Annotated in this window: 21 protein-coding genes; 7 read left to right on the forward strand and 14 right to left on the reverse strand. The window is 65.8% G+C overall.

The annotated features are described in order from the left end of the window. Nucleotide 1: 1 nt before the first annotated feature. From QRN11_RS08490 to QRN11_RS08500, 3 genes are read right to left on the reverse strand one after another with little or no spacing between them, the layout of a single operon-like run. Nucleotides 2–1,159, reverse strand: coding sequence for a Gfo/Idh/MocA family protein (locus tag QRN11_RS08490; protein WP_285250621.1), 1,158 nt, complete (start codon nt 1,157–1,159; stop codon nt 2–4). Continuing rightward, nucleotides 1,156–2,292 (reverse strand): Gfo/Idh/MocA family protein, encoded by a 1,137-nt coding sequence (locus QRN11_RS08495; RefSeq protein WP_285250622.1) that lies wholly within the window; start codon nt 2,290–2,292, stop codon nt 1,156–1,158. The genes QRN11_RS08490 and QRN11_RS08495 overlap by 4 nt, the downstream gene beginning before the upstream one ends. Further along, entirely contained in the window at nt 2,289–3,035 is a 747-nt protein-coding gene (locus tag QRN11_RS08500; RefSeq protein ID WP_285250623.1) for a sugar phosphate isomerase/epimerase family protein, read from the reverse strand. The genes QRN11_RS08495 and QRN11_RS08500 overlap by 4 nt, the downstream gene beginning before the upstream one ends. 175 nt (nt 3,036–3,210) lie before the next feature. Between QRN11_RS08500 and QRN11_RS08505 the strand changes: the two genes are divergently transcribed. Continuing rightward, the gene (locus QRN11_RS08505) at nt 3,211–4,419 is read left to right on the forward strand and encodes an ROK family transcriptional regulator (protein WP_285250624.1); all 1,209 of its coding nucleotides are present in this window, start codon (nt 3,211–3,213) and stop codon (nt 4,417–4,419) included. Nucleotides 4,420–4,475: 56 nt separating this feature from the next. Here the strand turns inward: QRN11_RS08505 and QRN11_RS08510 are convergent, their stop codons facing one another. Further along, nucleotides 4,476–5,468, reverse strand: coding sequence for a D-2-hydroxyacid dehydrogenase family protein (locus QRN11_RS08510; protein WP_285250625.1), 993 nt, complete (start codon nt 5,466–5,468; stop codon nt 4,476–4,478). A 140-nt stretch (nt 5,469–5,608) separates the two neighbouring features. Here QRN11_RS08510 and QRN11_RS08515 point away from each other — a divergent pair, with 140 nt between their 5' ends. Continuing rightward, nucleotides 5,609–6,805 carry an MFS transporter gene (locus QRN11_RS08515; RefSeq protein WP_285250626.1) on the forward strand — a complete coding sequence of 399 codons (1,197 nt, stop codon included), beginning with the start codon at nt 5,609–5,611 and terminating at the stop codon, nt 6,803–6,805. A gap of 320 nt (nt 6,806–7,125) precedes the next feature. Here QRN11_RS08515 and aceB read toward each other — a convergent pair whose 3' ends face one another. Then, the gene (gene aceB / locus QRN11_RS08520) at nt 7,126–8,778 is read right to left on the reverse strand and encodes a malate synthase A (protein WP_285250627.1); all 1,653 of its coding nucleotides are present in this window, start codon (nt 8,776–8,778) and stop codon (nt 7,126–7,128) included. A gap of 226 nt (nt 8,779–9,004) precedes the next feature. Next, on the reverse strand, nt 9,005–10,321 hold the full coding sequence (gene aceA / locus QRN11_RS08525; protein WP_285250628.1) for an isocitrate lyase: 1,317 nt from the start codon (nt 10,319–10,321) through the stop codon (nt 9,005–9,007). 175 nt (nt 10,322–10,496) lie between these two features. On the opposite strand from aceA, the gene QRN11_RS08530 reads away from it, so the two are divergent. Then, nucleotides 10,497–11,981, forward strand: coding sequence for an XRE family transcriptional regulator (locus QRN11_RS08530; protein WP_285250629.1), 1,485 nt, complete (start codon nt 10,497–10,499; stop codon nt 11,979–11,981). Between the two features lie 25 nt (nt 11,982–12,006). Here QRN11_RS08530 and QRN11_RS08535 read toward each other — a convergent pair whose 3' ends face one another. From QRN11_RS08535 to QRN11_RS08550, 4 genes are all read right to left on the reverse strand, one after another. Beyond that, nucleotides 12,007–12,483, reverse strand: coding sequence for a hypothetical protein (locus QRN11_RS08535; RefSeq protein WP_285250630.1), 477 nt, complete (start codon nt 12,481–12,483; stop codon nt 12,007–12,009). 244 nt (nt 12,484–12,727) lie between these two features. After that, the gene (locus QRN11_RS08540; RefSeq protein WP_285250631.1) at nt 12,728–13,753 is read right to left on the reverse strand and encodes a TAXI family TRAP transporter solute-binding subunit; all 1,026 of its coding nucleotides are present in this window, start codon (nt 13,751–13,753) and stop codon (nt 12,728–12,730) included. Then, nucleotides 13,746–15,200, reverse strand: coding sequence for a sensor histidine kinase (locus tag QRN11_RS08545; protein WP_285250632.1), 1,455 nt, complete (start codon nt 15,198–15,200; stop codon nt 13,746–13,748). Before QRN11_RS08545 ends, QRN11_RS08540 begins: the two co-directional genes overlap by 8 nt. Beyond that, on the reverse strand, nt 15,197–15,865 hold the full coding sequence (locus QRN11_RS08550) for a response regulator transcription factor (protein WP_285250689.1): 669 nt from the start codon (nt 15,863–15,865) through the stop codon (nt 15,197–15,199). Before QRN11_RS08550 ends, QRN11_RS08545 begins: the two co-directional genes overlap by 4 nt. A 347-nt stretch (nt 15,866–16,212) precedes the next feature. Between QRN11_RS08550 and QRN11_RS08555 the strand changes: the two genes are divergently transcribed. Together QRN11_RS08555 and QRN11_RS08560 are read left to right on the forward strand one after the other, a co-directional pair. Continuing rightward, complete coding sequence (locus QRN11_RS08555) at nt 16,213–17,604, forward strand: MFS transporter (protein ID WP_285250633.1); 1,392 nt, start codon at nt 16,213–16,215, stop codon at nt 17,602–17,604. A 377-nt stretch (nt 17,605–17,981) separates the two neighbouring features. Continuing rightward, nucleotides 17,982–19,223, forward strand: coding sequence for a serpin family protein (locus QRN11_RS08560; RefSeq protein ID WP_285250690.1), 1,242 nt, complete (start codon nt 17,982–17,984; stop codon nt 19,221–19,223). A gap of 38 nt (nt 19,224–19,261) precedes the next feature. On the opposite strand, the gene QRN11_RS08565 is transcribed toward QRN11_RS08560, so the two are convergent. Further along, a complete protein-coding gene (locus QRN11_RS08565) occupies nt 19,262–19,561 on the reverse strand; it encodes a putative antibiotic biosynthesis monooxygenase (protein ID WP_285250634.1) in 300 nt (99 codons plus the stop codon). 98 nt (nt 19,562–19,659) lie between these two features. Here QRN11_RS08565 and QRN11_RS08570 point away from each other — a divergent pair, with 98 nt between their 5' ends. Next, the gene (locus QRN11_RS08570; protein ID WP_285250635.1) at nt 19,660–20,268 is read left to right on the forward strand and encodes a TetR/AcrR family transcriptional regulator; all 609 of its coding nucleotides are present in this window, start codon (nt 19,660–19,662) and stop codon (nt 20,266–20,268) included. 26 nt (nt 20,269–20,294) lie between these two features. On the opposite strand, the gene QRN11_RS08575 is transcribed toward QRN11_RS08570, so the two are convergent. Further along, a complete protein-coding gene (locus QRN11_RS08575) occupies nt 20,295–21,152 on the reverse strand; it encodes a hydroxymethylpyrimidine/phosphomethylpyrimidine kinase (RefSeq protein WP_285250636.1) in 858 nt (285 codons plus the stop codon). 158 nt (nt 21,153–21,310) lie between these two features. On the opposite strand from QRN11_RS08575, the gene QRN11_RS08580 reads away from it, so the two are divergent. Further along, nucleotides 21,311–22,027 (forward strand): queuosine precursor transporter, encoded by a 717-nt coding sequence (locus tag QRN11_RS08580; protein WP_285250637.1) that lies wholly within the window; start codon nt 21,311–21,313, stop codon nt 22,025–22,027. Here QRN11_RS08580 and QRN11_RS08585 read toward each other — a convergent pair whose 3' ends face one another. Both QRN11_RS08585 and tgt read right to left on the reverse strand, forming a co-directional pair. Then, nucleotides 22,028–22,777, reverse strand: coding sequence for a dienelactone hydrolase family protein (locus QRN11_RS08585; RefSeq protein WP_285250638.1), 750 nt, complete (start codon nt 22,775–22,777; stop codon nt 22,028–22,030). A 34-nt stretch (nt 22,778–22,811) separates the two neighbouring features. Continuing rightward, a complete protein-coding gene (gene tgt, locus QRN11_RS08590; protein WP_285250639.1) occupies nt 22,812–24,140 on the reverse strand; it encodes a tRNA guanosine(34) transglycosylase Tgt in 1,329 nt (442 codons plus the stop codon). Nucleotides 24,141–24,163: the final 23 nt, after the last annotated feature.

Raw genomic sequence — 24,163 nt, forward strand, 5'->3', positions numbered from 1 at the left:
GTCAGGCTCCTTCGGTGTTCAGTTGGACGAGGGCACTCTTGGCGGCGGCGGATTCCTCCACGGCGGCCAGAATGCGCTGGACTTCCAGGCCGTCCTCGAACGACGGCGAAGGCGGGGTTCCGCCGTCGATGGCCAGCAGGAGGTCGCGGACTTCGTGCGTGAAGGTGTGCTCCCAGCCGATGATGTGACCCTGGGGCCACCAGGCGTCCACATATGGGTGCTCCGGTTCGGTGACCACGATCCGGCGGAAGCCCTGCTCACGCGCAGGCGCCGTGGCGTCCAGGAACTGAAGCTCGTTGAGGTTCTCCAGGTCGAAGCGGAGGGCGCCCTTGTCGCCGTAGATCTCGATCTGCAGGGAGTTCTTCCGGCCCGTGGCAACCCGGGAGGCCTCCACGGAGGCGATTGCTCCGGAGGCGAGCTGCAGTGTTGCCCAGGCGGCGTCGTCGACCGTGACATCTTCCAGTCCTTCGGCGCCGGGCCGCCGGTCCACGAACGTCTGCAGGCGGCCCGAGACCTCGGTAACCCGGTCGCCGAGCAGGAAGAGAACCTGGTCGATGGCGTGGGACGCAATGTCTCCCAACGCGCCGGAACCGGCCGTCTCCTTCTTCAGCCGCCAGGTCATCGGTGCTGTTTCGTCGGCCAGCCAGTCCTGGAGGTAGGCCGCGCGGACCTGCCGGATGGCCCCAAGCCTGCCCTCGCCCACGAGTTCCTTCGCCAGCGCCAGGGCCGGGACACGGCGGTAGTTGAAACCCACCATCGACTGCACACCCTTCGCCCTGGCAGCCTGGGCCGCGGCGGTGATGGCTTCGGCTTCGGCCAGGGTGTTGGCCAGCGGCTTCTCCAGCAGCACGTGCTTGCCGGCTTCGAGGGCGGCGATGGCGATTTCCGCATGCATCCAGCCCGGCGCACAGATGTCGACGATGTGGATATCGTCCCGGTCGATGACCGTGCGCCAGTCCGTGGCCGTTTCCTGCCACCCGTACTTCGCGGCGGCTTCGGCAACGGCGGCGGCGTCCCGGCCCACAAGGACCTTCTGCTCAAACGCCGGAACGTCGAAGTAGCTGGCCACGTTCCGCCAGGCGTTGGAGTGTGCCTTGCCCATAAAGGCGTAGCCGATCATCGCCACGCCCAGGGCGCCCTGGTGTGTCTGGTTGCTCATGCGCTTTCTCCCAGCGTCAAGGTTTCGGGGGCCCAGTCCTCGGGGATGGGCTGGGATGAGGGGGCGTTGCTCTCCACGTCCACGAAGGTGCCGGACTGCATCGACTCGTTGATGGAGACCATCGCGTCCAGGACGTGGTAGGCCAGGTCGCCGGTGGCGCGGTGGGGGACGCCGGCGCGGATGGAGCGGGCCATGTCCAGGACGCCGAGGCCCCGGCCGTTGGCCGGGCCGGTGGACTCGATGGTGGTCCAGTCCTCGTCGCCTGCCCGCCACAGCTTGATGTCGCCGTCGAAAACGTTGGGGTCCGGCAGCGAGATGGTGGCCTCGGTGCCGGTGATCTCCACGAATCCCATCCGGACGCGCGGGGACTCGAAGGAGAACACGCTGTGGGAGGACGCGCCGGACTCGAACTGGGCCATGGCGGACACATGCGTGGGCACCTCCACCGTGAATTCCTCGCCGGCATTGGGCCCGGAACCGATGACGCGGACGTCCTTGGACTTGGAGCCAACGGCGGCCACCTTGCGGATGGAGCCGAACGCCTGGACCAAGGTGGTGAGGTAGTAGGGACCCATGTCGAACAGGGGTCCGGCACCGTGCTGGAAGAGGAAAGCCGGGTTGGGGTGCCAGGATTCCGGCCCGGGGGTCTGGAACGTGGTCATGGCCGTCAGCGGGGCGCCGATATCGCCGCGCTGGATGATCCGGAGCGCGGTCTGCAGGCCTGCGCCAAGGAAAGTATCGGGGGCGCAACCCAGCCGGAGCCCGGCAGCGTCAGCGGTTTTGAGCAGGCCAAGGCCGGATTCGCGGTCCAGCGAGAAGGGCTTTTCGGTCCAGACGTGCTTGCAGGCGTTGACGGCGGCAGTGGCCACCTCCACGTGGGCTGCCGGGATGGTCAGGTTGACGATGATGTCCACGTCCGGGTGGTTCAGGGCCTTGTCCACCCCGCCCCACTCGGGGATGCCGTATTCCTTGGCCCGTGCGTGGGCCGCGTCCTCAAAGAGGTCCGCGACGACGTGGACCTTGAGGTCCGGGAACACAGTGAGATTGTCCAGGTACTGCTTGCTGATGTTTCCGGCGCCGATGACGGCGACGCCCACAGGACCTTTGCCGGTGGATGGTGCGGGGGTGCTCATGCCTTGATTCCTTCGCCTGATGCGGTCAGGAAGTCCAGGCTCTGGCTGATGCCCTCGAAGATGTCGCCGTCGTAATCGTCAAATTCCACCACGCCGACTTCCAGTGACGCGGCCGCCGCGATGACGTCCAGCACGGCCACCTTGCCCTGGCCCGCCGGAAGCTGTGCCTTGGTGTCGGTAGTCAGGGGACCGTCCTTGATGTGGATGAACTTCACGCGGTTTCCGAGCTTGCCCAGGATGTCCACCGGGTCCTGGCCGCCGACAGCCACCCAGTACGTGTCCACCTCAAGAACCACTTCTGGATCCAGCAGGTCGGCGAAGTACTCCAGCGCCGTGCGTCCCTCAATGATGGACTCCAGCTCCCACTGGTGGTTGTGGTAACCCACCCGGATGCCGTACTCGGCGCCCTTCTTCGCCGCCTCGTTCAGCCGCGCCGCGGTGGCCTGCACGTCCTCCGCGCTCTGCCAGCGGTCCGCGGGGATGAACGGATCGATGACAGTGGTGATGCCCAGTTCCTTGGCGGCGGCGAAGATCTCGTCCTGGTCCTGGCTTAGCAGCGGGGCATGGCCGGACGGGGCCGTCAGCCCGTTCTCCCGCAGCGCCGCACCGAGTTCCTTGGCGGTGGCGACGAAGTTGTAGGGCTCCACCTGGGTGAAACCAATCTCCGCGACCTTCCGGATGGTCCCCGCAAGATCCTCTTGGATGGCGTTGCGCAGGGTGTAGAGCTGGAGCGAGTAGGACATCGTGTCTCCTGGGTTCTGGGCGTTGTTGTTCCGGGCGCGGAGCTGTATCCGGTTTCTGGCGGGAGTGCGCCCCGCCACAATTCTTCGACTACTGCAACGCTAGGATGGCTTTTGCTGCGAGTCAAGCAAAAGTTGCGGGCGTGACATACAGAAGTAGCCGTGCTATTCATGTCCTATGACCAAGACAGCGGGAGGCAGCGCCATACCGGAGCTTGCCTTGGCCCAGGGCGGAGCCGGCGTGCTGTTCCAGCTCCTGCGCGACGGCAAGGCCCGCACCCGCGCCGAACTGGCCATGACCACCGGGCTGGCCCGGTCCACCGTGGCGTCCCGGATCGATGCCCTGATCGCGTCCGGCCTGGTGGGCCCTGCGGGGGAGGCCAGCTCAAGCGGGGGCAGGCCGCCGTCGCGCTTTGCCTTTAATCCGGCCGTACGCGTGGTGCTGGCCGTGGACGTTGGCGCCACCCATGTGATCGTCGCCGTCACGGACCTCAACGGCGAAGTCCTGGCCGAGCGGCGCCTGGCGCAGGACGTGGCGGCCGGGCCGGACGCCGTGCTGGGCAAGGTGGTCACGGAAGGCGTGTCCCTCCTGGCTGCTGCAGGACGGACTGTGGGAGATGTGGCCGGAGTGGGCATCGGCCTGCCGGGGCCTGTGGAGCATGCCACCGGACGGCCGGTGAAGCCGCCCATCATGCCTGGCTGGGACGGGTTCGACGTCGTTGCCTACGTTCAGCGCTCGCTGCCGGTTCCGGTGCTGGTGGACAACGACGTAAACATCATGGCGCTGGGGGAGCGGACCGCGCACTGGCCCGAACACGACAACTTCCTGTTCATCAAAGTGGCCACGGGAGTGGGGTCCGGAATCATCAGCAGCGGGACGCTGCAGCGCGGCGCCAACGGTACCGCCGGGGACCTTGGCCATGTGCGGGTCCCGCGCGGGGACGACGTGCTCTGCCGGTGCGGCAACTACGGCTGCCTGGAGGCTTTGGCATCCGGCCCGGCCCTGGCGGCGGAACTGGACCGGCAGGGAGTGCCGGCCGCGAAGGGCAGTGACGTGCTGCGGCTCGTGGCGCAGGGAAATCTGCAGGCCATCCAGGTGCTGCGCCAGGCCGGGCGGGACGTGGGGGACGTCCTGGCGACAGTGGTCAACCTGCTCAACCCGTCCGTCATTGTGATCGGCGGGAGCCTGGGCCAGGCAGGGGAGCACCTCATGGCCGGGGTGCGCGAAGTGGTGTACCGGCGCTCGCTGCCCCTGGCCACAGCCCACCTGAGGATTTCCCTGTCGATGGTCGGAGACAGGGCGGCCATTTTGGGCGCCAGCCAGATGGTCACGCAGAACGTGTTGTCCCCGGCTGCCGTGGAGGCAACCCTTCAGGCAGCGGGTTAGCCTCCCCCGGAATTCCTTGGCTGCGTCTGGTTGCGTCTGGCTGAGGACCGGCAGTCCTATGCTGAAATCACGCGCACGGGCGACCCTGCAAGCCAGGCCTTGACGTCCTCCAGCGCCCCGCCGTAGAACTGCCGGTAGCTCTCCCGTGTCACATACCCCAGGTGCGGGGACAGCACAGTGTTGGGAGCACTGAGGAGGGGGTGACCTGCGGGGAGGGGTTCGTGGTCGAAGACGTCCACCGCGGCCCCTGCGATCCAGCCTTCGGCCAGCGCCCGGACGAGCGCGTCCTGGTCCACCAGCGGGCCGCGGGCAGTGTTCACCAGGATGCCGTCGGGGCCCAGCAGCCTCAGCTCCGGCTCGCCCACTATGCCTTCCGAACGGGGAGACAGGCGCAGGTGGAGGGTGGCGACGTCGGAATTCCGGAAGAGCTCCTCCTTGGACACCTTCCGCACTCCGGCCTCGGCGGCGGCCTCATCCGTGAGGTTCTGGCTCCATGCGAGCACGTCCATGCCGAAGGCCTGGCCGTAGCCGGCAATCCTGCGGCCGATCTTGCCCAGGCCCACCACGCCGAGTGTTTTGCCCGCAAGTTCGAACCCCACTGTGTGTTGCCACGACCCGACGCGCAGCGAACTGTCTTCGGCGGGGATGTTGCGGGCGATGGCCAGGAGGAGGGCCCACGTGAGTTCCGGTGCGGCGGTGGGGGAACCGGGGGTGCCGGAGACCGTGATCCCGAGATCGGCCGCCGCGGCCACGTCGATGGACGCGTTGGCCATTCCCGTGGTGACCAGGAGCCGAAGGGCGGGGAGTTTCTCCAGCACCTCACGGGGAAAGGCTGTCCGCTCCCGCATGGCAATGATGATCGTCGCGTCGGCGAGGGCGGACTCCAGTGCATCCGGCGAACTGAACGGCTCGCGGTACGTGGTGACCGCAACGCCGTCGGCCGCAAGGGAGGACCAGTCGGCGAAGCCGTCGGCCGCAAGGGAGGACCAGTCGGCGAAGCCGTCGGCCACGCCCTGGTAGTCGTCAAGGATGGCGAGCCGGTGCTGCATGTCTGTGTCCTTCGTCCCGGAGTCTGCGGCAGTGATGTTCATCGTATGGCAGGACGGCGCGGCAATAGGGGACTGGCCCGCGTTATGCCCGTGATAGCAATGAGGGTGATGAAAAAAGTTCCAACCCCTACGCCCAGCTGGTGAGCGCCCCTTTCCTGGCCCGGATCCCGCGGACCTGGATCCTGCTGGCCTGTATCGGGCTGCTGGCACTGAACCTGCGGGGCCCGTTCGTGGCCGTTGCCCCTGTGGTGGACGTGATGCAGGCGGACCTTGGGTTCTCACCGGTGGTGCTGGGCCTGCTCACCAGTATTCCGGTCCTCTGCTTCGCGCTGGCGGCACCCCTGGCCTCGCTGGTGGCCCGCGGGTACGGTGCGGAACTTGCCGTGACCTTGACCATCCTGGGAGTGCTCGCCGGCGTCATCATCCGCTCAGCCGGCGGTCCGGCGCTGGTGCTGGCCGGGACTGTGGTGATCGGCCTGGCGATCACCATCGGCAACATCGCCGCGCCCCTCATCATCCGCCGCGACTTCCCGCCGCTGCGGCAGGGCACCGCAATGGGGGTCTACACCGCCGCGCTGAATGTCGGATCCTTCCTGACCTCGATGGTCACGGCGCCGCTGGCCGAACTCGCGGGCTGGCAGCTCGCGCTCGCGTCCACCGCGCTTCTGGCCGTAGCGGCCATCGTGTGCTGGGTACTCGCCATCGGATTCCGTGCAGCCTTTGTGCCCTCCGCAGCTCCCGTGCCGGACGGGCGGCGGCCGGCGGCTTTGGCCGGTTCGGCGTGGACCACGGCCGGGCTTACTGCAGCCTTCGCCGGCCAGGCGTTCTCCTATTACGCCGTCACGGCGTGGCTGCCCAGCTACCTTAACGACGAACTCGGCATGTCCGCTTCGGGTGCGGGCGCAGGCTCCTCGCTGTTCCAGGTGTTCGCCATTGTGGGCGGCCTGGGCGTGCCGTTTGCGGCCAAGTATTTCAGTACGACGACGACGGCGGTCACGTTGGGTGTGTTGTGGACGTCCGTGCCCGCGGGCCTCCTGCTGGTACCCGAGCTCTGGTGGCTGTGGTCCGTTTTCGGCGGCGTGGCCCAGGGCGGGGGAATCACCCTGATCTTCATCGCCATCATCAAGCTCGCCCGCGACCAGGTTGCCGCCGGCCGGATGTCCGCCACCGTCCAGGGGCTGGGCTATTGCTTCGGTGCCGTGGCTCCTCCGCTGGTGGGTTACGTGCACGACGTCTCGGGTTCCTGGACACCGGCCCTGTTGGTCATCCTGGCATCGGTGCTGACGTTCTTCGTCGCGTCCACCCTGTCCGTACGGCGGGTGCCGAAGGGGCGCTGAGCACAGCACGCCGCCGTCGTACGCCCCTCCCAGTCCCCGGACGCTCTCTCACTTAATGCTGCTTAACGGCGGACGCTCTCTCACTAAACGTGGCTTAACCGCGGACGCTCTCTCACTTTCTTCTGGAAAGTGAGAGAGCGTGGCTGGATTTCTTGCGTTAAGTGAGAGAGCGTCCGGGGTGCCGCGGCGGGTAGGGCCTTCCGGCGCCGGACTCGCCTAAAGATGCTCCGTCGCCGGGCCGGCCCTCCGGATTTCGGAGGGGCCTGTTGCGAAGGGCGTGCCGGCCCGGCAGACGGAAGTCTTGTTTCCTTGCTTGCCGCTCAGGCCGCGGCCAGCTCCTCCACAGTGGCCTTTTCACGGGCTTCGGTGAGGTAGCGGGCGTAGGCGGGGAGGGTGAGGAAGGACGGGAAGTCGTGGCCGAGGGTGACTTCTTCGAAGATGTCGCGGGCGTCTTCGAAGCGGTCGCCGTCGAAGCGTTCGAGCCGGGCGAATTCTTCGTCGAGGAGTTCTTCGATCCAGTGGTGGGTGATGATTTCGCCGTGGTCGGTGATGGCCCGGGCGTAGATCCATTGCCAGAGCTGGGAGCGGGAGATTTCGGCGGTGGCGGCGTCTTCCATGAGGTTGTGGATGGCGACGGCGCCGTTGCCGCGGAGCCAGGATTCGATGTAGCGGATCCCGACTTCGATGTTGTTCCGGATGCCCTGTTCGGTGATGGTGCCCTGGGTGGCGGCCACGTTGATCAGGGCCCGGTCGTCCGGGGTGACGTCTTCGCGGGTGCGGTCCAGCTGGTTGGGCTTCTCGCCCAGGATGGAGTCGAATACGTCGCGGCAGACCGGAACGAGGTCGGGGTGCGCCACCCAGGAGCCGTCGAAGCCGTCGTTGGCCTCACGGGTTTTGTCCGCGCGGACCTTCTCGAACGCGTTGGCGTTGGCTTCGGGGTCTTTGCGGTTGGGGACGGCTGCTGCCATGCCGCCGATGGCCATGGCGCCGCGTTTGTGGCAGGCCCGGACGAGCTGTTCGGTGTAGGCGCGCATGAAGGGGGCGGTCATGGTTACCTGGCCGCGGTCCGGGAGGACGAAGCGGGGGCCGCGGGTGCGGAAGTTCTTGATCAGGGAGAAGATGTAGTCCCAGCGGCCGGCGTTCAGGCCGGAGGCGTGGTCGCGCAGTTCGTAGAGGATTTCCTCCATTTCGAAGGCTGCGGTGATGGTTTCGATCAGCACGGTGGCGCGGATGGTGCCCTGCGGGATGCCGAGCAGGTCCTGGGCGAGGATGAAGATGTCGTTCCAGAGCCGGGCTTCGAGGTGGTTCTCGATCTTGGGCAGGTAGAAGTACGGGCCCTTGCCCTGGGCCAGGAGGCGGCGGGCGTTGTGGAAGAAGAACAGGCCGAAGTCCACGATGCCGCCGGCGATCGGGGCACCGTCGATGAGCATGTGCTTTTCGGGCAGGTGCCAGCCGCGGGGGCGGACCACGATGGTGGGCAGCTCGCCGGCGGGACGGAGCTTGTATTCCTTGCCCTCAGGGGAGGTGAAGTCGATCCGGCGTTCCAGGGCGTCGGTGAGGTTCAGCTGGCCCTTGATCACATTGCGCCAGGTGGGGGTGGAGGAGTCCTCCATGTCAGCCAGCCAGACCTTGGCGCCGGAGTTCAGGGCGTTGATGGTCATCTTCTTGTCCACCGGCCCGGTGATCTCCACGCGGCGGTCCTCCAGCCCGGGCGCCGGGGGAGCAACCCGCCAGGACGGGTCGTTGCGGATGTCCTCGGTCTCCCGCAGGAACCGGGGATCCTGCCCGCCCGCAATGTCAGCCCGCCGGGCCCGCCGGGCCTGCAACAGCTCCTGCCGGCGCTCAGCAGTAGCCCGGTGCAACCTGGCAACGAACTCGAGAGCGTCCGGGGTAAGAACCTCGTCCTGCCGGCAAATCGGCTGCGCCGTCAGGGTAATTCCGTTGATAGTGAAGCTGTCAGTAAAGCTGTTCATTTCAGTCTCCTTAAAGACGAAAAGGGAAGTTCGACGGCGGGTGGTGACGTACCTGAATAGGCGGTGAACCGGGCATCCGGCAGCGTGCGTAAAAGGGGCCCTATGACCGGCTTCGTCCTCGCTCAGCGAGGTAAGAAGCCGGCCATGGGGAATAGCACGCCGAGGATCGTCCGGTTCGCCGGCGGAGGGGTTTGGGCGAACTCAACCACCGGCCGCCGTCGGGAATTTAGTGGAATTGGCCCTCTTCGGTCGATCCGACCAGGGCGAGGGTGGATGCGTTCGGGTTGAGCGCGGTGGAGATGGTGTCGAAGTAGCCGGTGCCGACTTCGCGCTGGTGCTTGGTTGCGGTGTAGCCGCGGGTTTCGGAGGCGAATTCCTTTTCCTGGAGTTCGACGTAGGCGCTCATGCCTTCGCGGGCGTAGCCGTGGGCGAGGTCGAACATCGAGTAGTTCAGGGCGTGGAAGCCGGCCAGGGTGATGAACTGGAAGGTGAAGCCCATGGCGCCGAGTTCGCGCTGGAACTTGGCGATGGTGGCGTCGTCCAGGTGCTTGCGCCAGTTGAAGGACGGTGAGCAGTTGTAGGAGAGCATCTGGTCGGGGAACTCGGCCTTGACCGCTTCGGCGAATTTGCGTGCCAGCTCCAGGTCCGGGGTGCCGGTTTCCATCCAGATCAGGTCCGAGTACGGGGCGTAGGCCTTGGCGCGGGCGATGCAGGGTTCGATGCCGTTGCGGACCTTGTAGAAGCCCTCGGCGGTACGCTCACCGGTGATGAATTCCTGGTCGCGCTCGTCCACGTCCGAGGTGATCAGTGTTGCTGCCTCGGCGTCGGTGCGGGCGATGACCACGGAGGGGGTGCCCGCGACGTCGGCCGCCAGGCGGGCGGCGTTCAGGGTCCGGACGTGCTGCTGGGTGGGGATCAGGACCTTGCCGCCGAGGTGGCCGCACTTCTTTTCCGAGGCGAGCTGGTCCTCCCAGTGAACACCCGAGGCGCCGGCCTGGATCATGGATTTCATGAGTTCGTAGGCGTTCAGCGGCCCGCCAAAGCCAGCCTCGGCGTCGGCGACGATCGGCACCAGCCAGTCTTCAACGGTCTGGACACCCTCGGAGAATTCGATCTGGTCGGCCCGGAGCAGGGCGTTGTTGATCCGGCGCACCACGGTGGGGACGGAGTTGGCGGGGTAGAGGGACTGGTCCGGGTAGGTGTGGCCGGAGTTGTTGGCGTCCGCGGCGACCTGCCAGCCGGAAAGGTAGATGGCCCGGAGTCCGGCTTTGACCTGCTGGACCGCCTGGTTGCCGGTCAGGGCGCCCAGCGCGTTGGTGTACTTGCCTTCCTTGTGCTCCTCGGTGAGCTGCTTCCACAGCTTCTCGGCACCGCGGCGGGCCAGGGTGTGTTCTTCGGAGACGCGGCCGCGGAGGCGGACGACGTCGGAAGCTGAGTAGTCCCGGGTCACACCTTCCCAGCGGGGGTTGGCGGCCCACTCGAGCTCCAGGGCCGAGGCCTGCTGTTCGGGCGTCTGCTGGGTGGGCTCAAATGCTGCAGTCATCGTTGATCTCCTTGATTGAGCTCCGGATGGAGTAGGTGGGAACCGCGTCGTTGGGGTTCCCACCGGCTTTCCGGTGCGGTGTTTCTTTCCGTGAACACCACTTTTCAGCACTTTCACCCCCCTTTCTAGATAAAAAGTGTGGAAAGAAACGCAGTTCTTCCCGTATTCTTCAGAAATGTCACCTTCAAGCTGGAACAGGGACGTTTCCCAGCAGCCGTCCACCGCAGCACCGGAACTGGACGTCATTTCCCTAGGCCGCCGCGTCCGCCATCTGCGCAAACAAACCGGGCTCACGCTCGATGACCTGAGCGCCGCCGTCGGCACCGCGCCCAGCCAGCTCAGCCTGATCGAAAACGGCAAGCGCGAGCCCAAGCTCACCCTGCTTCAACACCTTGCGGCAGCGCTCAATGTCAGCATCGATCAACTGCTGGGGGCCGAACCTCCCAGCCGCCGGGCGGCGCTGGAAATCGAGCTTGAGCGATACCAGCGCGGGCCCCTTTATGAATCCCTGAACCTGCCCAAAATCCGCATCAGCTCGCGGCTTCCGCTCGATGTGCTGGAAGCCCAGGTGGGGCTGCTGCAGGAGCTCGAACGCAAGATGAACGAGCAGGTGGCCACTCCGGAAGAAGCCCGCCGGGCCAACGGCGAACTGCGGGCGATGATGCGGGAGCGGGGCAACTACTTTCCGGAGTACGAGGCCGAAGCGCAGAAGGTCCTCAAGGAGGTGGGTTACACCACCGGGCCGCTGAGCCAGCACGTGATCGCGGACATCGCGGCGCACCTCGGTTTTACCCTCCATCACGTGGGTGATTTGCCTCATTCGACGCGGTCAGTCACAGATTTGAAGAACCGCAGAATTTACCTGACCCAGAGCCAGCGGCAGGACCACGACCCCCGCTCGGTGCTGCTCCAGGCCCTGGGCCACTACGTTCTGGGGCATGAGACGCCCCGGAACTACGGTGATTTCCTCGCTCAGCGGGTGGCCACCAACTATTTCGCAGCCGCCCTGCTCCTGCCCGAGCAGGCAACCGTGGAATTTTTGCAAAAAGCGAAGACGGCGAAGGAAATCGCGGTCGAGGACATCCGGGACGCGTTCGCCGTTTCCTACGAAACCGCGGCCCACCGGTTCACCAACCTGGCCACCAAACATCTTGGGATCACCACCCATTTCCAGAAGACGCACCAGAGCGGGATCATCTACAAGGCCTACGAGAACGACGGCGTGAACTTTCCGCAGGACCACACCGGCGCCATCGAGGGGCAGCCGTCCTGCAAGGCCTGGACGTCCCGGGCAGTGTTCGACGTGCCGGATAAGTTCAGCGCTTACAGCCAGTACACGGACACTCCGTCCGGCACGTACTGGTGCACCGCCCGCACCGAACGGTCGCCGAGCGGCGAGTTTTCGTTGAGCATCGGCGTTCCCTACCAGCACGTGAAGTGGTTCCGCGGGCGGGAGACGACGGCGCGGGCTACGTCAAACTGCCCGGATCCCACCTGCTGCAAGCGCCCGCCTGAGTCCTTGACGTCCGAATGGGCCGGAAACGCCTGGCCGTCAGCCCGCGCCCACTCGCACCTGCTGGCCGCCATGCCGCCGGGCGCCTTCCCGGGCGTGGACGAAACCGAGGTGTACAGCTTCCTGCAGGCGCACTCCCGGAGTTAAGCGATACGGCGTCCCGCAGGCGTGGCTACTTAACGCTTTCCCCCGCAAGGCGAAACGGGGAGATTACGTCCTCGAAAATAGCAGCGCGAAGGACTGCCCGGGCCTCCAGATAGGCAGCTTGGCTGCCCGACCAGCGTTCCGAATCCCTGAGGAATCGCAGGAAGTCATAGAGGGTTGTTGCCACCAGGACGGCACATTTTTGGTGGACCACAAACAACGCTGCCATCATTTCGAGCAACCATTCAGGATCCATAGCTGTCACTGTGGTCGGACGTCGGATTGAAAGCGCATAGACCTTATGGAACCCGGTCAGCTGTTCTAGGACGAGCCTAAAATCGTTTTTACCCTCGTGCTGTCGATACCACCTGTGGAAATCTGGCAGCAGGGAGTCAAGTTCCTGCATGATCACGCTACGGGCCACGGTGTTGACACGGCTTCCTTCGTCTTTCTTGATCTTTGCCGTGTTCGTACGTGCCGCCAACCGGCGGTGCTTCCTGGTCACATTGATCCTCACCTTGCTTGTTGCGTCGGTCAGACCAAACGCTAGTGAGGAAGCGCCGCGGGCTGCCATGCACTGAAGGCCGTATGTGGATAGCTGCCGGAAGCGCAATCGGGGACCTGATTCAAACGTCGCATAGATCTTGCTGTTTGCGGATGTGATGCAAGAGTGATGGGGCGTCTGCCCGATTGATGCAGGAGGTGATGGGCGTCTGCGGGTGTGGGGCAGGAAGCGATGGGGCGTTGGGTTACCCGTGGAGCTCCCGGTACGCGGCGGCTGCTCCGGGGTGAAGGGGCAAACCTGCGGTGTTGATCAGGGATTCCGGGCTGAGGAACTGGACACCCAGGCTGGACTGGGGAATGAGCTCCTCCGCGCGATTGACCAACAGCTCCACAGTCCGCTTTACGGCGGTGTCCGCCAGATCGCTACGGCACAGCAGCAGGTTGGTCACCCCCACCGTCCAGACGGCGGGAAGCCCCTCGTACGCCCCGGCCGGGATGAGCACCCGGTCGTAAAAGGCGCCGTACTGGCCACGCAGCACTGGCAGCAGCACCGAGAGATCCAGGAAATTCAGCCCCACGTCGTGGTGGGCGGCTGCGATGGCGGCGGTGGGAACACCTCCCGACCAGAACAAGGCATCCACTGATCCCTCCCGCAGTGCTGACAACCCGTCATTGAGTCCCAGGTTCAGGACGGTCACCGCTTGTCCTCCACCGCCGGCGGCACCTTCACCGGCGTTGACGGAAGTGAGCCGGGCTGCTTCGAGAAGGCGCGGTGTTGTCAGGGACGTTCCGGACCCCGGCTCACCCACAGCCACCGTCCTGCCGGCCAGGTCGGAGATGGCGCGAAGACCGCTCGCCTGCCGCACCGCACAGTGGACGTAGTTTTCGTAGACCCTTCCCAAAGCGGTGATTCCTGCCTCGGATGCACTCTTCCCCGCTGCCCGTTGGGCAGCGGCATCAGCGAGGGCGACGGCGAACGTGGCCCGCCCGCTCATAAGGTGCGCGAGGTTGTCCAGGCTTCCGCCCGTCTGGAGGGCAGTGGCTTGCCGGGCCACCCCGTTGCGTTGCAGCGAGGCGGCAAGCAGGGTAGCGAACTCGAGGTAGAAACCGCCCGGCTCGCCACCAGCCACAACTAAAGAATCCACCCGGTCTTCCGGAGTGCAGGCGCTCAAAGCCGGCAATAGAATCCCCGCCGCTGCGGCCCCCACACCGGCCAGGATCCCACGCCTGGACAGGGAGGGTGCAATCAGAGGGGAAGAAGGCTCACCCATGCGGGCCCGCCTGCCGGTTGGTGTTCCCGCTTGGAACGTCGCCGGCGTGTGGAAATTCGAGGCAGGCACGCAGGCCGTGGGGCTCCGCCGTAGCCAATACAAGACGTCCGCCATTCGCCACGGCCAGCTTCTCCACGATGGTCATGCCCAGGCCGTTGCCGCTCAAAGTCCTGTGCCGGGGCGAGCGCCAAAACCGCTGCATGGCCGCTGACCTTTCCTCGGATGAAAGCCCCGGCCCGTCGTCGGACACTTCAATCACCACGGTGTTGCCGCGTGCGCGCACAGAAACTTTGATAGCGGCGCGGCCGGCGTATTTGATGGCGTTGTTCAACAGTTCGCCAACCATCTGCGCCAGGTCGTCCGGGCGGCAGGCGATGAGTGCCGGCTGTTGGGGCGGGCTCCCAAGCACAATGGCGGCGCCGGCCCGCTGGGCAGCGGGTCCTGCCCGTTCGGCTTCCCCCTGCAGGACGGGGAAGGGGTCAATGGGAGTCCGGTCCCCAGCGGAGGGAACTCCAGACGGGGTGCCGGCCGAGTCCTCGAAGGCCCGGTGCTCCGCCGCGGCAAGTTTCAACACGCCGTCCAGGATCTCCTCCACACGTTCAAGCTCCGTGACCACTGCGGCAGCAGCAGCCCGGTCCTTGGTTGTCTTCAGTTCCAACTGCAGCAGGTCGATCCGCAGCCGCAGCGCTCCCACTGGGTTGCGGAGCTCATGGGAGGTGTCCGCGATGAGCTGGCGCTGGGCTTCGAGGCTGTCGCTGACACTCTGCGCCATGGAGGTGAAGGACCGGCTCAGCTGCCTCAACTCGGGCGGGCCTTCCTCCGGCAGTTGACCGCTCCGGCCGGTCGTTTCAAGCTCGGCGACGGCGGCATTAAGCCGGTGCACCGGGCGCAGCACCCAGCGGGTCACCCGTTCTGCGGCGATGAGGAGCAGGGCCGCGAGGGCGGCTGCAGCCAGCCCGACGGCGAGCCAGCGTTCGCGCAGTTTCTGGCGGGCAGCGTCCTGGTTGACTTCCAGGACCGCCGCCCCGAGCACTTGGCTGGCACTTCCGAAGGAACGGGAGATCACCGCCGAACCGGTGCCGAAGGGTTGAACCGGCGCCAGCGTGGTGTCACTCAGGTTCAGGCTTGCCCTGGCCAGGGCGTCCCGTACGTCGGCCCGGTCCTCGCTGAGGCCGCCGGAGCGCAGGGTGCCTTGCTGCAGCCGGATCAGGACGCCTTCCCCATAGAGCTCGGAGTACCGGTCCATCTCAGCCTGCAGCTGGGTGGCCTCGCCGCCGTCGGCCCCGGCGTCGAAAGCGACCTGGGCGAGCCGGTTCAGGGAAGCGGCCCGGTTGATTTGAAGCTCCTGGGTAAGTTCCCTGCCGGCCGACGCCAGGATGGTGTTGGACGCGATGAGGACCAGTAGGACGGACAGGACGCTCAGGATCCCGAGGACGCGGAGCCTCACGCAGAATCCGCCTCGATGCGGTAGCCCACGCCCCGGACGTTGATGATGAAGCCCGGAAGTCCAAGCTTGGCGCGGAGGCCGGTCAGATGAACATCCAGGGCACGGGAGGAGGCGACGAACGCATCACCCCACAGCGAGTCCAGGATCTGCTCCCGCGTCACCACTGAACCTGCATGGCTGGCCAGGAGTGCGAGCAGGTCGAATTCCGTGGCCGTCAGGGGAAGGTCTTCCTTGGCGAGGACAGCCACCCGGCGTTCGAGGTCCACTTCCAGTTCGCCCAGCGTGATGAGGCGCTGCCGGGTGTCCTGCGACCTGGCCGCCCGGCGGGTCACAGCCTCAATGCGGGCGAGCAGCTCCACCAGCTTGACCGGTTTGACCAGGTAGTCGTCGGCTCCGGAGCGCAGGCCCAGCACCACGCTGCGTTCGTCGTCGCGCGCGGTCAGGATCAGGATGGGAACATCGGTGACCTGCCGCAGCTTGCGCAGGACTTCCAGCCCGTCCATGTCCGGGAGTCCCAGGTCCAGCAAGATAACTCCGAACCGCCGGTGCCCGAGGAGCGCGTCCGCGCCGCGGGACACCCTGCTGGAGGTGTGCCCGGCAGAAACCACCGCCGCTTCGAGGGCGGATGCCATGGCGTCGTCATCCTCGACGATGAGCACATCCATAGCCAGTTCCTGTTCCCTTTCGAGCGGCACGATGTCGCGGCTCCCCGGACGACTGTCCCGCACCACTCTGCCTGCCCTTGGCAGATTACCCCTTCCACCGGTTCTCCGCCGCGCGCGCAGGAGCCATCCGGCACCACGGCAAAAAGGAACGAATACCTAAGGAAGTGTTAGGAATTCCGTTTTCGCTTGGGCTGTGCCGTGGCTCACGCATAGCTTGGATGAGGTCCTCAAGCTTTGCGAGGGGACGAACAACCTCAAGGAGGAACCATGAGCAACGCTGCCATGGACAGCACAAAAATCAGGCCGGAGCGGACAGCGGGGACCGCGCAGCCAAGGAAGGTTCAGCGATGAGCAGCCAGCAAACCGCAGCAGTCAGCGAATCGGCACAGACCCGGCGCGCCGTGGGCAACATTCTGAAGGGCTCCGCGGGCAACCTGGTGGAGTGGTACGACCTCTACGTCTACACAGTCTTCGCCGCCTACTTCCAGGCGCACTTCTTCAACTCTAAGGACGAACTCCAGGCCGGCCTTGAAGCCATGGCCGTTTTCTCGACGTCCTTCCTGATGCGCCCCATCGGTGCCTGGTTCTTCGGCCGGTACGCGGACCGGAAGGGCCGCAAGGCAGCACTGACGCTCAGCGTGACCCTGATGTCTGCCGGTTCCTTCGCTATCGCCGTCCTCCCCACCCAGGACGTGATCGGGCTCTGGGCGATGATCCTGCTGGTCCTCATCCGCGTTATCCAGGGATTCTCCGTGGGCGGCGAGTACGGCACCAGCGCCACATACATGTCGGAAGCGGCCACCAGCAAACGCCGCGGGTTCTTCTCCAGCTTCCAGTACGTCACCCTGGTGGGTGGCCAGATGCTGGCACTGCTGGTCCTGGTGATTTTGCAGAACGCCATGCCCAAGGGTGATCTCACCGAATGGGGCTGGCGCATCCCGTTCGCTATCGGCGGCGTGGCAGCGCTGGTGGTCCTGTGGCTGCGGCGCTCCATGGAAGAAACCGTGTCGGCCGAGCAGATCCAGGCCGCCAAGGCCCCGGCCGCCGGGGAAGCACAGCCTGGCACCATGAAGCTGCTGTTCACCCAGTACTGGAAGCCACTGCTGATCTGCATCGGCATCACCCTCGGCGGCACCGTAGCTTTCTACACGTACACCAACTTCATCCTGAAGTTCATGAACGATACCTCAGGCATCGCCAAGACCGACACCTCCGTGATCAACTTCTGGGCCCTGTTCATCTTCATGCTGCTGCAGCCCGTCTACGGCATCATCTCGGACAAGGTTGGCCGCAAACCCCTGCTGCTCTGGTTCGGCATCACCGGCGTGCTGTTCACCTGGCCGCTGCTGTCCACGTTGGCCGGCACCAAGGATCCGTTCACCGCGTTCCTGCTCATGATGGGCGGACTGCTGATCGTGGGCGGCTACACTTCCATCAACGCACTGGTGAAGGCCGAGCTGTTCCCGGCCTCCATCCGTGCCCTGGGCGTGGGCCTGGGCTATGCGATCGCCAACTCGCTCTTCGGGGGCACCGTGCCGCTGATCGGCGCCGCCTTCCAGAAGGCGGAGCGGGAGGACCTGTTCTTCACCTACGTCACCGTTGCGATCGCCATCTCGCTGCTGGTCTACATCTTCGCGCTGAAGAACAAGAAGGCCACGCACCTGGATGACGAACAGGGCCACGCCTGGGACCAGGCGCCCACGGGCAGCGGCAAGGACAAGGACTCCCTCGGCGTGTGACGCCGGGAGAAGGAACAAAGACGGAAAAACAAAGGAGCGTACGACGGCGGGTGGGCACCCGCCGTCGTACGCCCACCACTGCAGGACGCTCTATCAGATCCTGCGGTAAATACCCGAACGCTCTATCACTCTCTTCAGGAAAGTGATGGAGCGTTCCGGGTTTTGCCGCGTTTAGTGATAGAGCGTTCCGGGGTTCCCCGCGTTAAGTGAGAGAGCGTCCTGTGGGGGACATCGCGGGGGCGTGAGACCTAAATGAGTGCAAAGCGTGACCCTACCGGCATGGTCCGCTGCCGTCGTCGCTGTTTCACTGGGATCAGGCGGATTACTGCCGTGTGATGCCGGGGGAGGCAACAGCCGTGAAGCATTTCCAGCGGGCAATGGCGTTTGGCGCCGTACTGGCCATGGCGGGTTGTGCTGCACCGGCGCCGCCGCAGTTGCTCAAGGCAGACGGCGTGGAGCGTGCCTCGGTGGACATCGCGGCCCTCAGGGATGAGGTGGCCAGTTTCCGGAATTCCGCCTTCACGCTGGGGGATGCCCTGCTGGCCAGCGGGGGAGAGTGCAACGTGGTTGCGTCGCCCGGCAGCCTGCTGATTGCCCTGGCCATGCTTCGCGCGGGCGCAACCGGGGAGGCTGCCGCGGAGATTGATGACGTGCTCGGCCTCCCGGCTGCCGCCCGGGACGAGGCCATGAACGCGTTGCTCGCCTCGTTGGAGGAGTACGACGGCGACCCGGGCTCAGTGGACGAGGAAAACCCGCCCGCCAAGCCCCTGATGCACACGGCGAACGGGTTGTTTGTGGACCGGAGCACTCCTACCGGGGAGGACTACCTGAAGACCTTGGCGAAGCACTACGGCACCGGCGTGTACCCCGTGGATTTCCCTGACGAAGCGGTCACGAAGCCGGCCATGGACGCCTGGGTCAACAGGAATACGGGCGGCCGGATCGAGAAGGCGCCCGCCAAGTACGACACCAGGAACACCTTCAGCCTCCTGAACGCCGTGTATTTTGCCGGCGCCTGGGAGACCCCCTTTGCTGCTGAGGCTACGTCCGATGCCCCGTTTGCCACGGCGCAGGGAACCGCCAGCGTGCCCATGATGCACGGCTCGCAGTACATGGCGTACGCCGAGGGTGCCGGCTGGCAGGCGGTGGACCTGCCGTATGGCGAGGGGTTTGTGATGCGGCTGGTTCTTCCCGCGAGGGGTTCCGACGGCGGTGCTGCCGCCATCAAGGCGGACCTGTTGGCCGCGGTGGCAGATGCCCTGGAAGCCGCAGATCCCGGGATGGTGGACATCGCGCTGCCCACTTGGGACCACAAGAGCAGCTTTGATTTACGGGAAGTGTTCGAGCACATGGGCCTGCGCAGAACCTTGGAAACCATCACGGATTTTGATGCAATCCAGCCGGGCATGGTGCTCACCCAGGCTGCGCAGGACGCGAACATTACCGTCGCGGAAAAGGGAACGGTGGCCGCGGCCGTCACCCAGATCAACGGCATGGCCACGAGTGCCCCGGCCGAGCCCGAAAGGTCCATCACCTTCGACCGGCCGTTCCACTACCAGATCGTGCACACGGACACTGGGCTGCCGCTGTTTATGGGAAAGGTCACCGACCCACGCTGATGGTTGCGCGGTTGATCGGTGCGGCGGGCCTGTGCGGCTTAGCGGCGGGACTTTTCCACTGCGCGGCGGACGATCGCGCCGTACGCCGCGAACAGCCGCGGCAGCACCACGTACACGGCCGCCGGGACAACCACCAGCGTGAGGGCCAGGGCACGGAGGACGGGGTGCCAGCTTTCCGTCACCGGTGCGCTCAACAGCATGCCCACGGCGACGAGGGGAAAGATGGCCAGCCACGTGATGACTGCCCGAACGTGGATGGACGGGGAGGGGACAGCAACCGGGACGGACGCGGGAGCGGCTGCTGTAGTGACGGCGGCGGGAGCGGCGGGATTGTTCACGGGAATCTCCAACTAGACGGTTGCTTTTGCTGGAATTGACAGTAGACCCCTGCCGGGCAAAGTGCAACTACCTAGTTGGAATCGCGTAGAATATCGTTATGGCCTGGGACACTGAACGCACCAAAGCGCTGCTGCTGGCTGCTGCCACCGAGGAATTCAGCGAAAAAGGGTTGGCCGGTGCCAGGGTGGACCGCATCGCGGCCGCCGCCGGCGTGAACAAGGAACGCATCTACCAGTACTTCGGCAAGAAGGACGATCTCTTTGACGCCGTCCTGGCCGCGGAACTGGTCCGGGTGATGACCGAAGTCCCCATCGAGGGGCATGGCGCTGCGGCTGTGGGAGAGTACGCGGCGAAGCTCTTTGACCGTCACACCAAGGACAGTGCGCTTGCGCGGCTGTTGTTCTGGGAAGGTCTGGAGCGCGGCCGCAACACAGTGGACCGTGCCACCCGGGCAGACCATTGTGCCGCCAAGGTGGACCAGATGCTCCGCGTCCTGACGGGCATCGACCGGACCGACGCTGCCGACCTTGTTATCACCATCGTGACGCTTTGCGACGGCTGGCCGGTGCTGCCGCAGATCGACGAACTGCTCGCCGGCGCCGCACCGGACCGGCTGGAACGTCGTCGGGCCTTCATCGCCCGGACTGCCACGCTCATCGCCGAAGCCCTCCTGGACGAGGCTCCGGTGGCGGCAGCCCGGCAATAGGGCAAGCAGCAGGGCAAGGGGGGATGCTAGCGCGGGCCGCCCTGCCACAGGGCATCAAACGGCGCACCGGAGGCCACGCGGTTCCGGATCCCGGCGGTAACAAACGCTTTCGCTGTCCGTGCCGCCTCCAGCGGCGCCGCGCCCTTGGCCAGTTCGGCGGTGACCGCGGCGGCCAAGGAACACCCTGCTCCGGACACCGCCACCTCGCCCACCTTCTCCGCGCGCAGCACCTCAAGGGTTTCACCGTCGTAGAAAACGTCGACGGCGTCCGGGCCTTCCAGCCGCACCCCGCCCTTGGCGAGCACGGCGGCACCGCTGAGCTCGTGGATACGCACGGCTGCTGCCTTCAGGGACTCCACGTCCGTGATCTCCAGGCCGGAGAGGGATTCCGCCTCGAAGTGGTTGGGCGTCACGAAGGTGGCCAGCGGAAGGATCTGTGCCTTCAGCGCCTGGTCGGTGTCCAGGGCGTGTCCCGGCTCCTGGCCCTTGCAGATCAGCACCGGGTCCAGCACCACGTTGCGGAACCCGCCCCCGTCCAGTGCGCCTGCCACAGTGCTGATGGTGGCCGGGCTGCCCAGCATCCCTATCTTCACCGTGTCCAGTACGGACGGTGCGCCCGACGACGGGCCGTACGCTGCCGTCGTTGCCTCCAGCTGGTCGGCGATCACCTGCTGGTCAACCGGCACGAAGCGGTGGTTCCAGCTGTCGTTCGGGTTTAAGGACACGATGCAGGTCAGGTTGGCAATGCCAAAGACCCCCAGCTCCTGGAAGGTCTTCAGGTCAGCCTGCGCACCGGCACCGCCGGTGGCTTCGGATCCCGCGATCGTCAGGGCGACGGCGGGAGCTGCTGCGGGGGACTGGACATCGGTGGAATCGGAAGTCATGGCACCATCCTGCCATCCGCCGTCGACCGTCCGCTTTGTGTGCCTGAACAGTGCCCCGGACAGTACCCGTTCAATGGGACAATGGGGCGGACAGTGCTAATACAGCCGGCCGCCCCATTCTCTCCGGGCCCCGAGCGAACCACTACGAACGGAACCCCATGCCCTCAGCCCCAGGCCAGAACGCCGCGCCCCAAACCACTCATGCCGGCAGCGGCGCCAGGTTCGCTTCCATCGGTTCCCCCTACTTCGGGATCATGCTGGCGGTGATGGCCGTGGTGCTGATCCTGTCCAACATCGGTGCTTCAAAGGGTGTGGCGATCGGCCCCATCATCACTGACGGTGGCTTCTTCCTGTTCCCGCTGGCGTACATCCTGGGCGACGTCATCAGCGAGGTCTACGGCTTCAAGGTGGCCCGCAAAGCCATCTTCACCACCTTCGCGCTGTCCGTGTTCGCGTCCCTCTGCTACTGGGTGATCATCGCACTGCCCGGCTTCGATGACGAGTACGGAATGTCCAAGCAGGCCGCGCTGGAAGGCGCCCTGGGCCCCGTTCCCCAGATTGTGCTCGCCTCGCTGCTGGCGTTCCTCGCCGGGCAGACCATCAACTCCTGGATCCTGGTGAAGATGAAGGCCCGCTCCGGGGAAAAGTCCTTGTGGGCGCGGCTGATGGGCTCGTCAGGTGCGGGCGAGTTCGTGGACACCCTGATCTTCTGCAGCATCGCCGCCTCCGTTATCGGCATCACCGACTTCGGCACGTTTGTGAACTACGTGGTGGTGGGCTTCGTGTACAAGACCCTGGTGGAGTTCATTTTTGTGCCGGTCACGTCCCTGGTGATCGGCTGGGTCAAGAAGCGTGAACCCAGCTACGGCGCGTAGCTAACCCTTGAGGGTGGCATCGAGCAGCGCCCGCAGCTCCCGGAAGTGACGTTCCGTCGCCTCGGCGTGGAAGGCCGAGGTGTCCGCCATGGAATAGCCGTGGGAGGCTCCGGGGTAGATCTCGTTCGACGCCTCAAGGCCGGCGGACTGGAGCGCCTCGCCCAGCCTGGCGACGGCGTCGGGAGCCATGCTTGGGTCATGGTCGGCGTGGCCGAACACAAACCGGGCGCGGGCCTGGGCAAGTCCGAGGTGGGGGCTGTCCGGGGCGTCGGTGGCCAGTCCCCCGCCATGGAATCCGGCGCATGCTGCCACCACATCCGGCCGCGCCGTTGCGGTGCGGACGGCCAGCCTGGCTCCCATGCAGTAGCCGAAGGCGCCGATCGGGCCCGGCGCTGCGCCGTCGAGCGCGCCAAGCGCCTTGACCCACGCGTCCACGTCAGCCACTGCTTTGTCCGCAGTGAGCCGACCGACCCTCGGGAAGGCGGCCTTGCCGGCGGTTTCCCTGCCGGCCGGGGTGGTCATGTCAGTGGTGGGGGCGAGCTCGGCGGCCTTGCCTTCGCGGTAGAAGACGTTCGGCGCCAGGACGATGTAGCCCCAATCGGCCACCCGCTGGGCCATGTCCTGGATGCGGGGGCGCAGGCCGAAGGCGTCCATGTAGAGGATGACGCCGGGGAAGGTGCCGGTGCCGGCGGAGGGCCGGGCCACGAGGGCCTCGGCGGTGCCAGCTGCGGCGGGAATTTCGATGGGCATGGGGTCAGGATATCGGAACCGGCGGGGGCATTACTCAGGAGTAATACTGGCCCAGCGTCTCGGCCTTGAACTCGAAGAAGGTGCCGGATTCGATGGCCAGCCGGGCGTCATCCACCATCTTCACCACAAACCGCTCGTTGTGGATGGAGATCAGGGTGGCGGAGAGCATCTCCTTGGCCTTGAACAGGTGGTGGATGTAGGCCCGCGAGTAATGCGTGCAGGTGTAGCAGTTGCAGCCGTCCTGGAGCGGGCCGAAATCGCGCTTGTACTTAGCGCCCGAGAGGTTGAAGCGGCCCTGCGGGGTGTAGAACGCCGAGTTCCTGGCCACGCGGGTGGGGGAGACACAGTCGAAGGTGTCGGCGCCGTTTTCGATGGCGGTGAAGATGTCGTCCGGCTCGGAGATGCCCAGCAGGTGGCGTGGTTTGTCCTCGGGCAGCTCCTCGTTGCACCACCGGACAATCGTTCCCAGGTTCTCTTTTTCCAGAGCCCCGCCGATGCCGAAGCCGTCAAACGGCATGGCGCCCAGGTCCCGGCACGCCTTCCGGCGCAAGTCCTCGTACTGAGCGCCCTGGATCACACCGAACAGGGCCTGGTACGGCTTCCCCACCCGCGAATCCGTCAGCCGGAAGTGCTCCGCGATGCACCGCTCCGCCCACAGCCGCGTGCGCTCCAGCGACTCCTCCTGGTAGCCCCGGGAATTCTGCAGGGTGGTCAACTCGTCAAAGGCAAACATGATGTCCGCGCCGATCTGGTGCTGCACCTGCATGGAGATTTCGGGGGAGAAGCGGTGCCTGTCCCCGTTCAGGTGCGATTTGAACCAGACGCCGTCGTCGTCGATGTGGGCCAGGCGCTCCTTGCCGGGGGCCACGGCGTCATCGGGCCCGGACGCATCAACGGACTTCATGTCGATGACTTTCTTGAACCCCGACCCCAGGCTCATCACCTGGAATCCGCCCGAGTCCGTGAACGTGGGCCCGGACCAGTTCATAAAGGCACCCAGGCCGCCGGCCTCATCGAGGATGTCCGCGCCCGGCTGCAGGTACAGGTGGTAAGCGTTGGCCAGCAGGGCCTGCGCGCCAAGGTCCGCCATGGATTCGGGCAGCACGGCCTTCACCGTGGCCTTGGTCCCCACAGCGATGAACGCGGGCGTCCGGATCTCACCATGGGGAGTGGTGATGGTACCGGTGCGGCCCAGGAATTCCCCGCCGTTGGCCGAAACCTGGGCTGCGGACGGCGGACACGCCTCCGCGAGGCGGGAACCGACGCGGAAACCGAACTCAGACTGCCGGGACAGCGCGGTTTCCCCGGCGGGGGCAGCCGCCGGGGCAGAAGGGGACGAAGCGGAAGCAGTGTTGGCTGGCACCGTACCAGTGTGCCAGCAAATGG

This window comes from Pseudarthrobacter sp. fls2-241-R2A-168 (assembly GCF_030209335.1).
GTDB lineage: Bacteria > Actinomycetota > Actinomycetes > Actinomycetales > Micrococcaceae > Arthrobacter.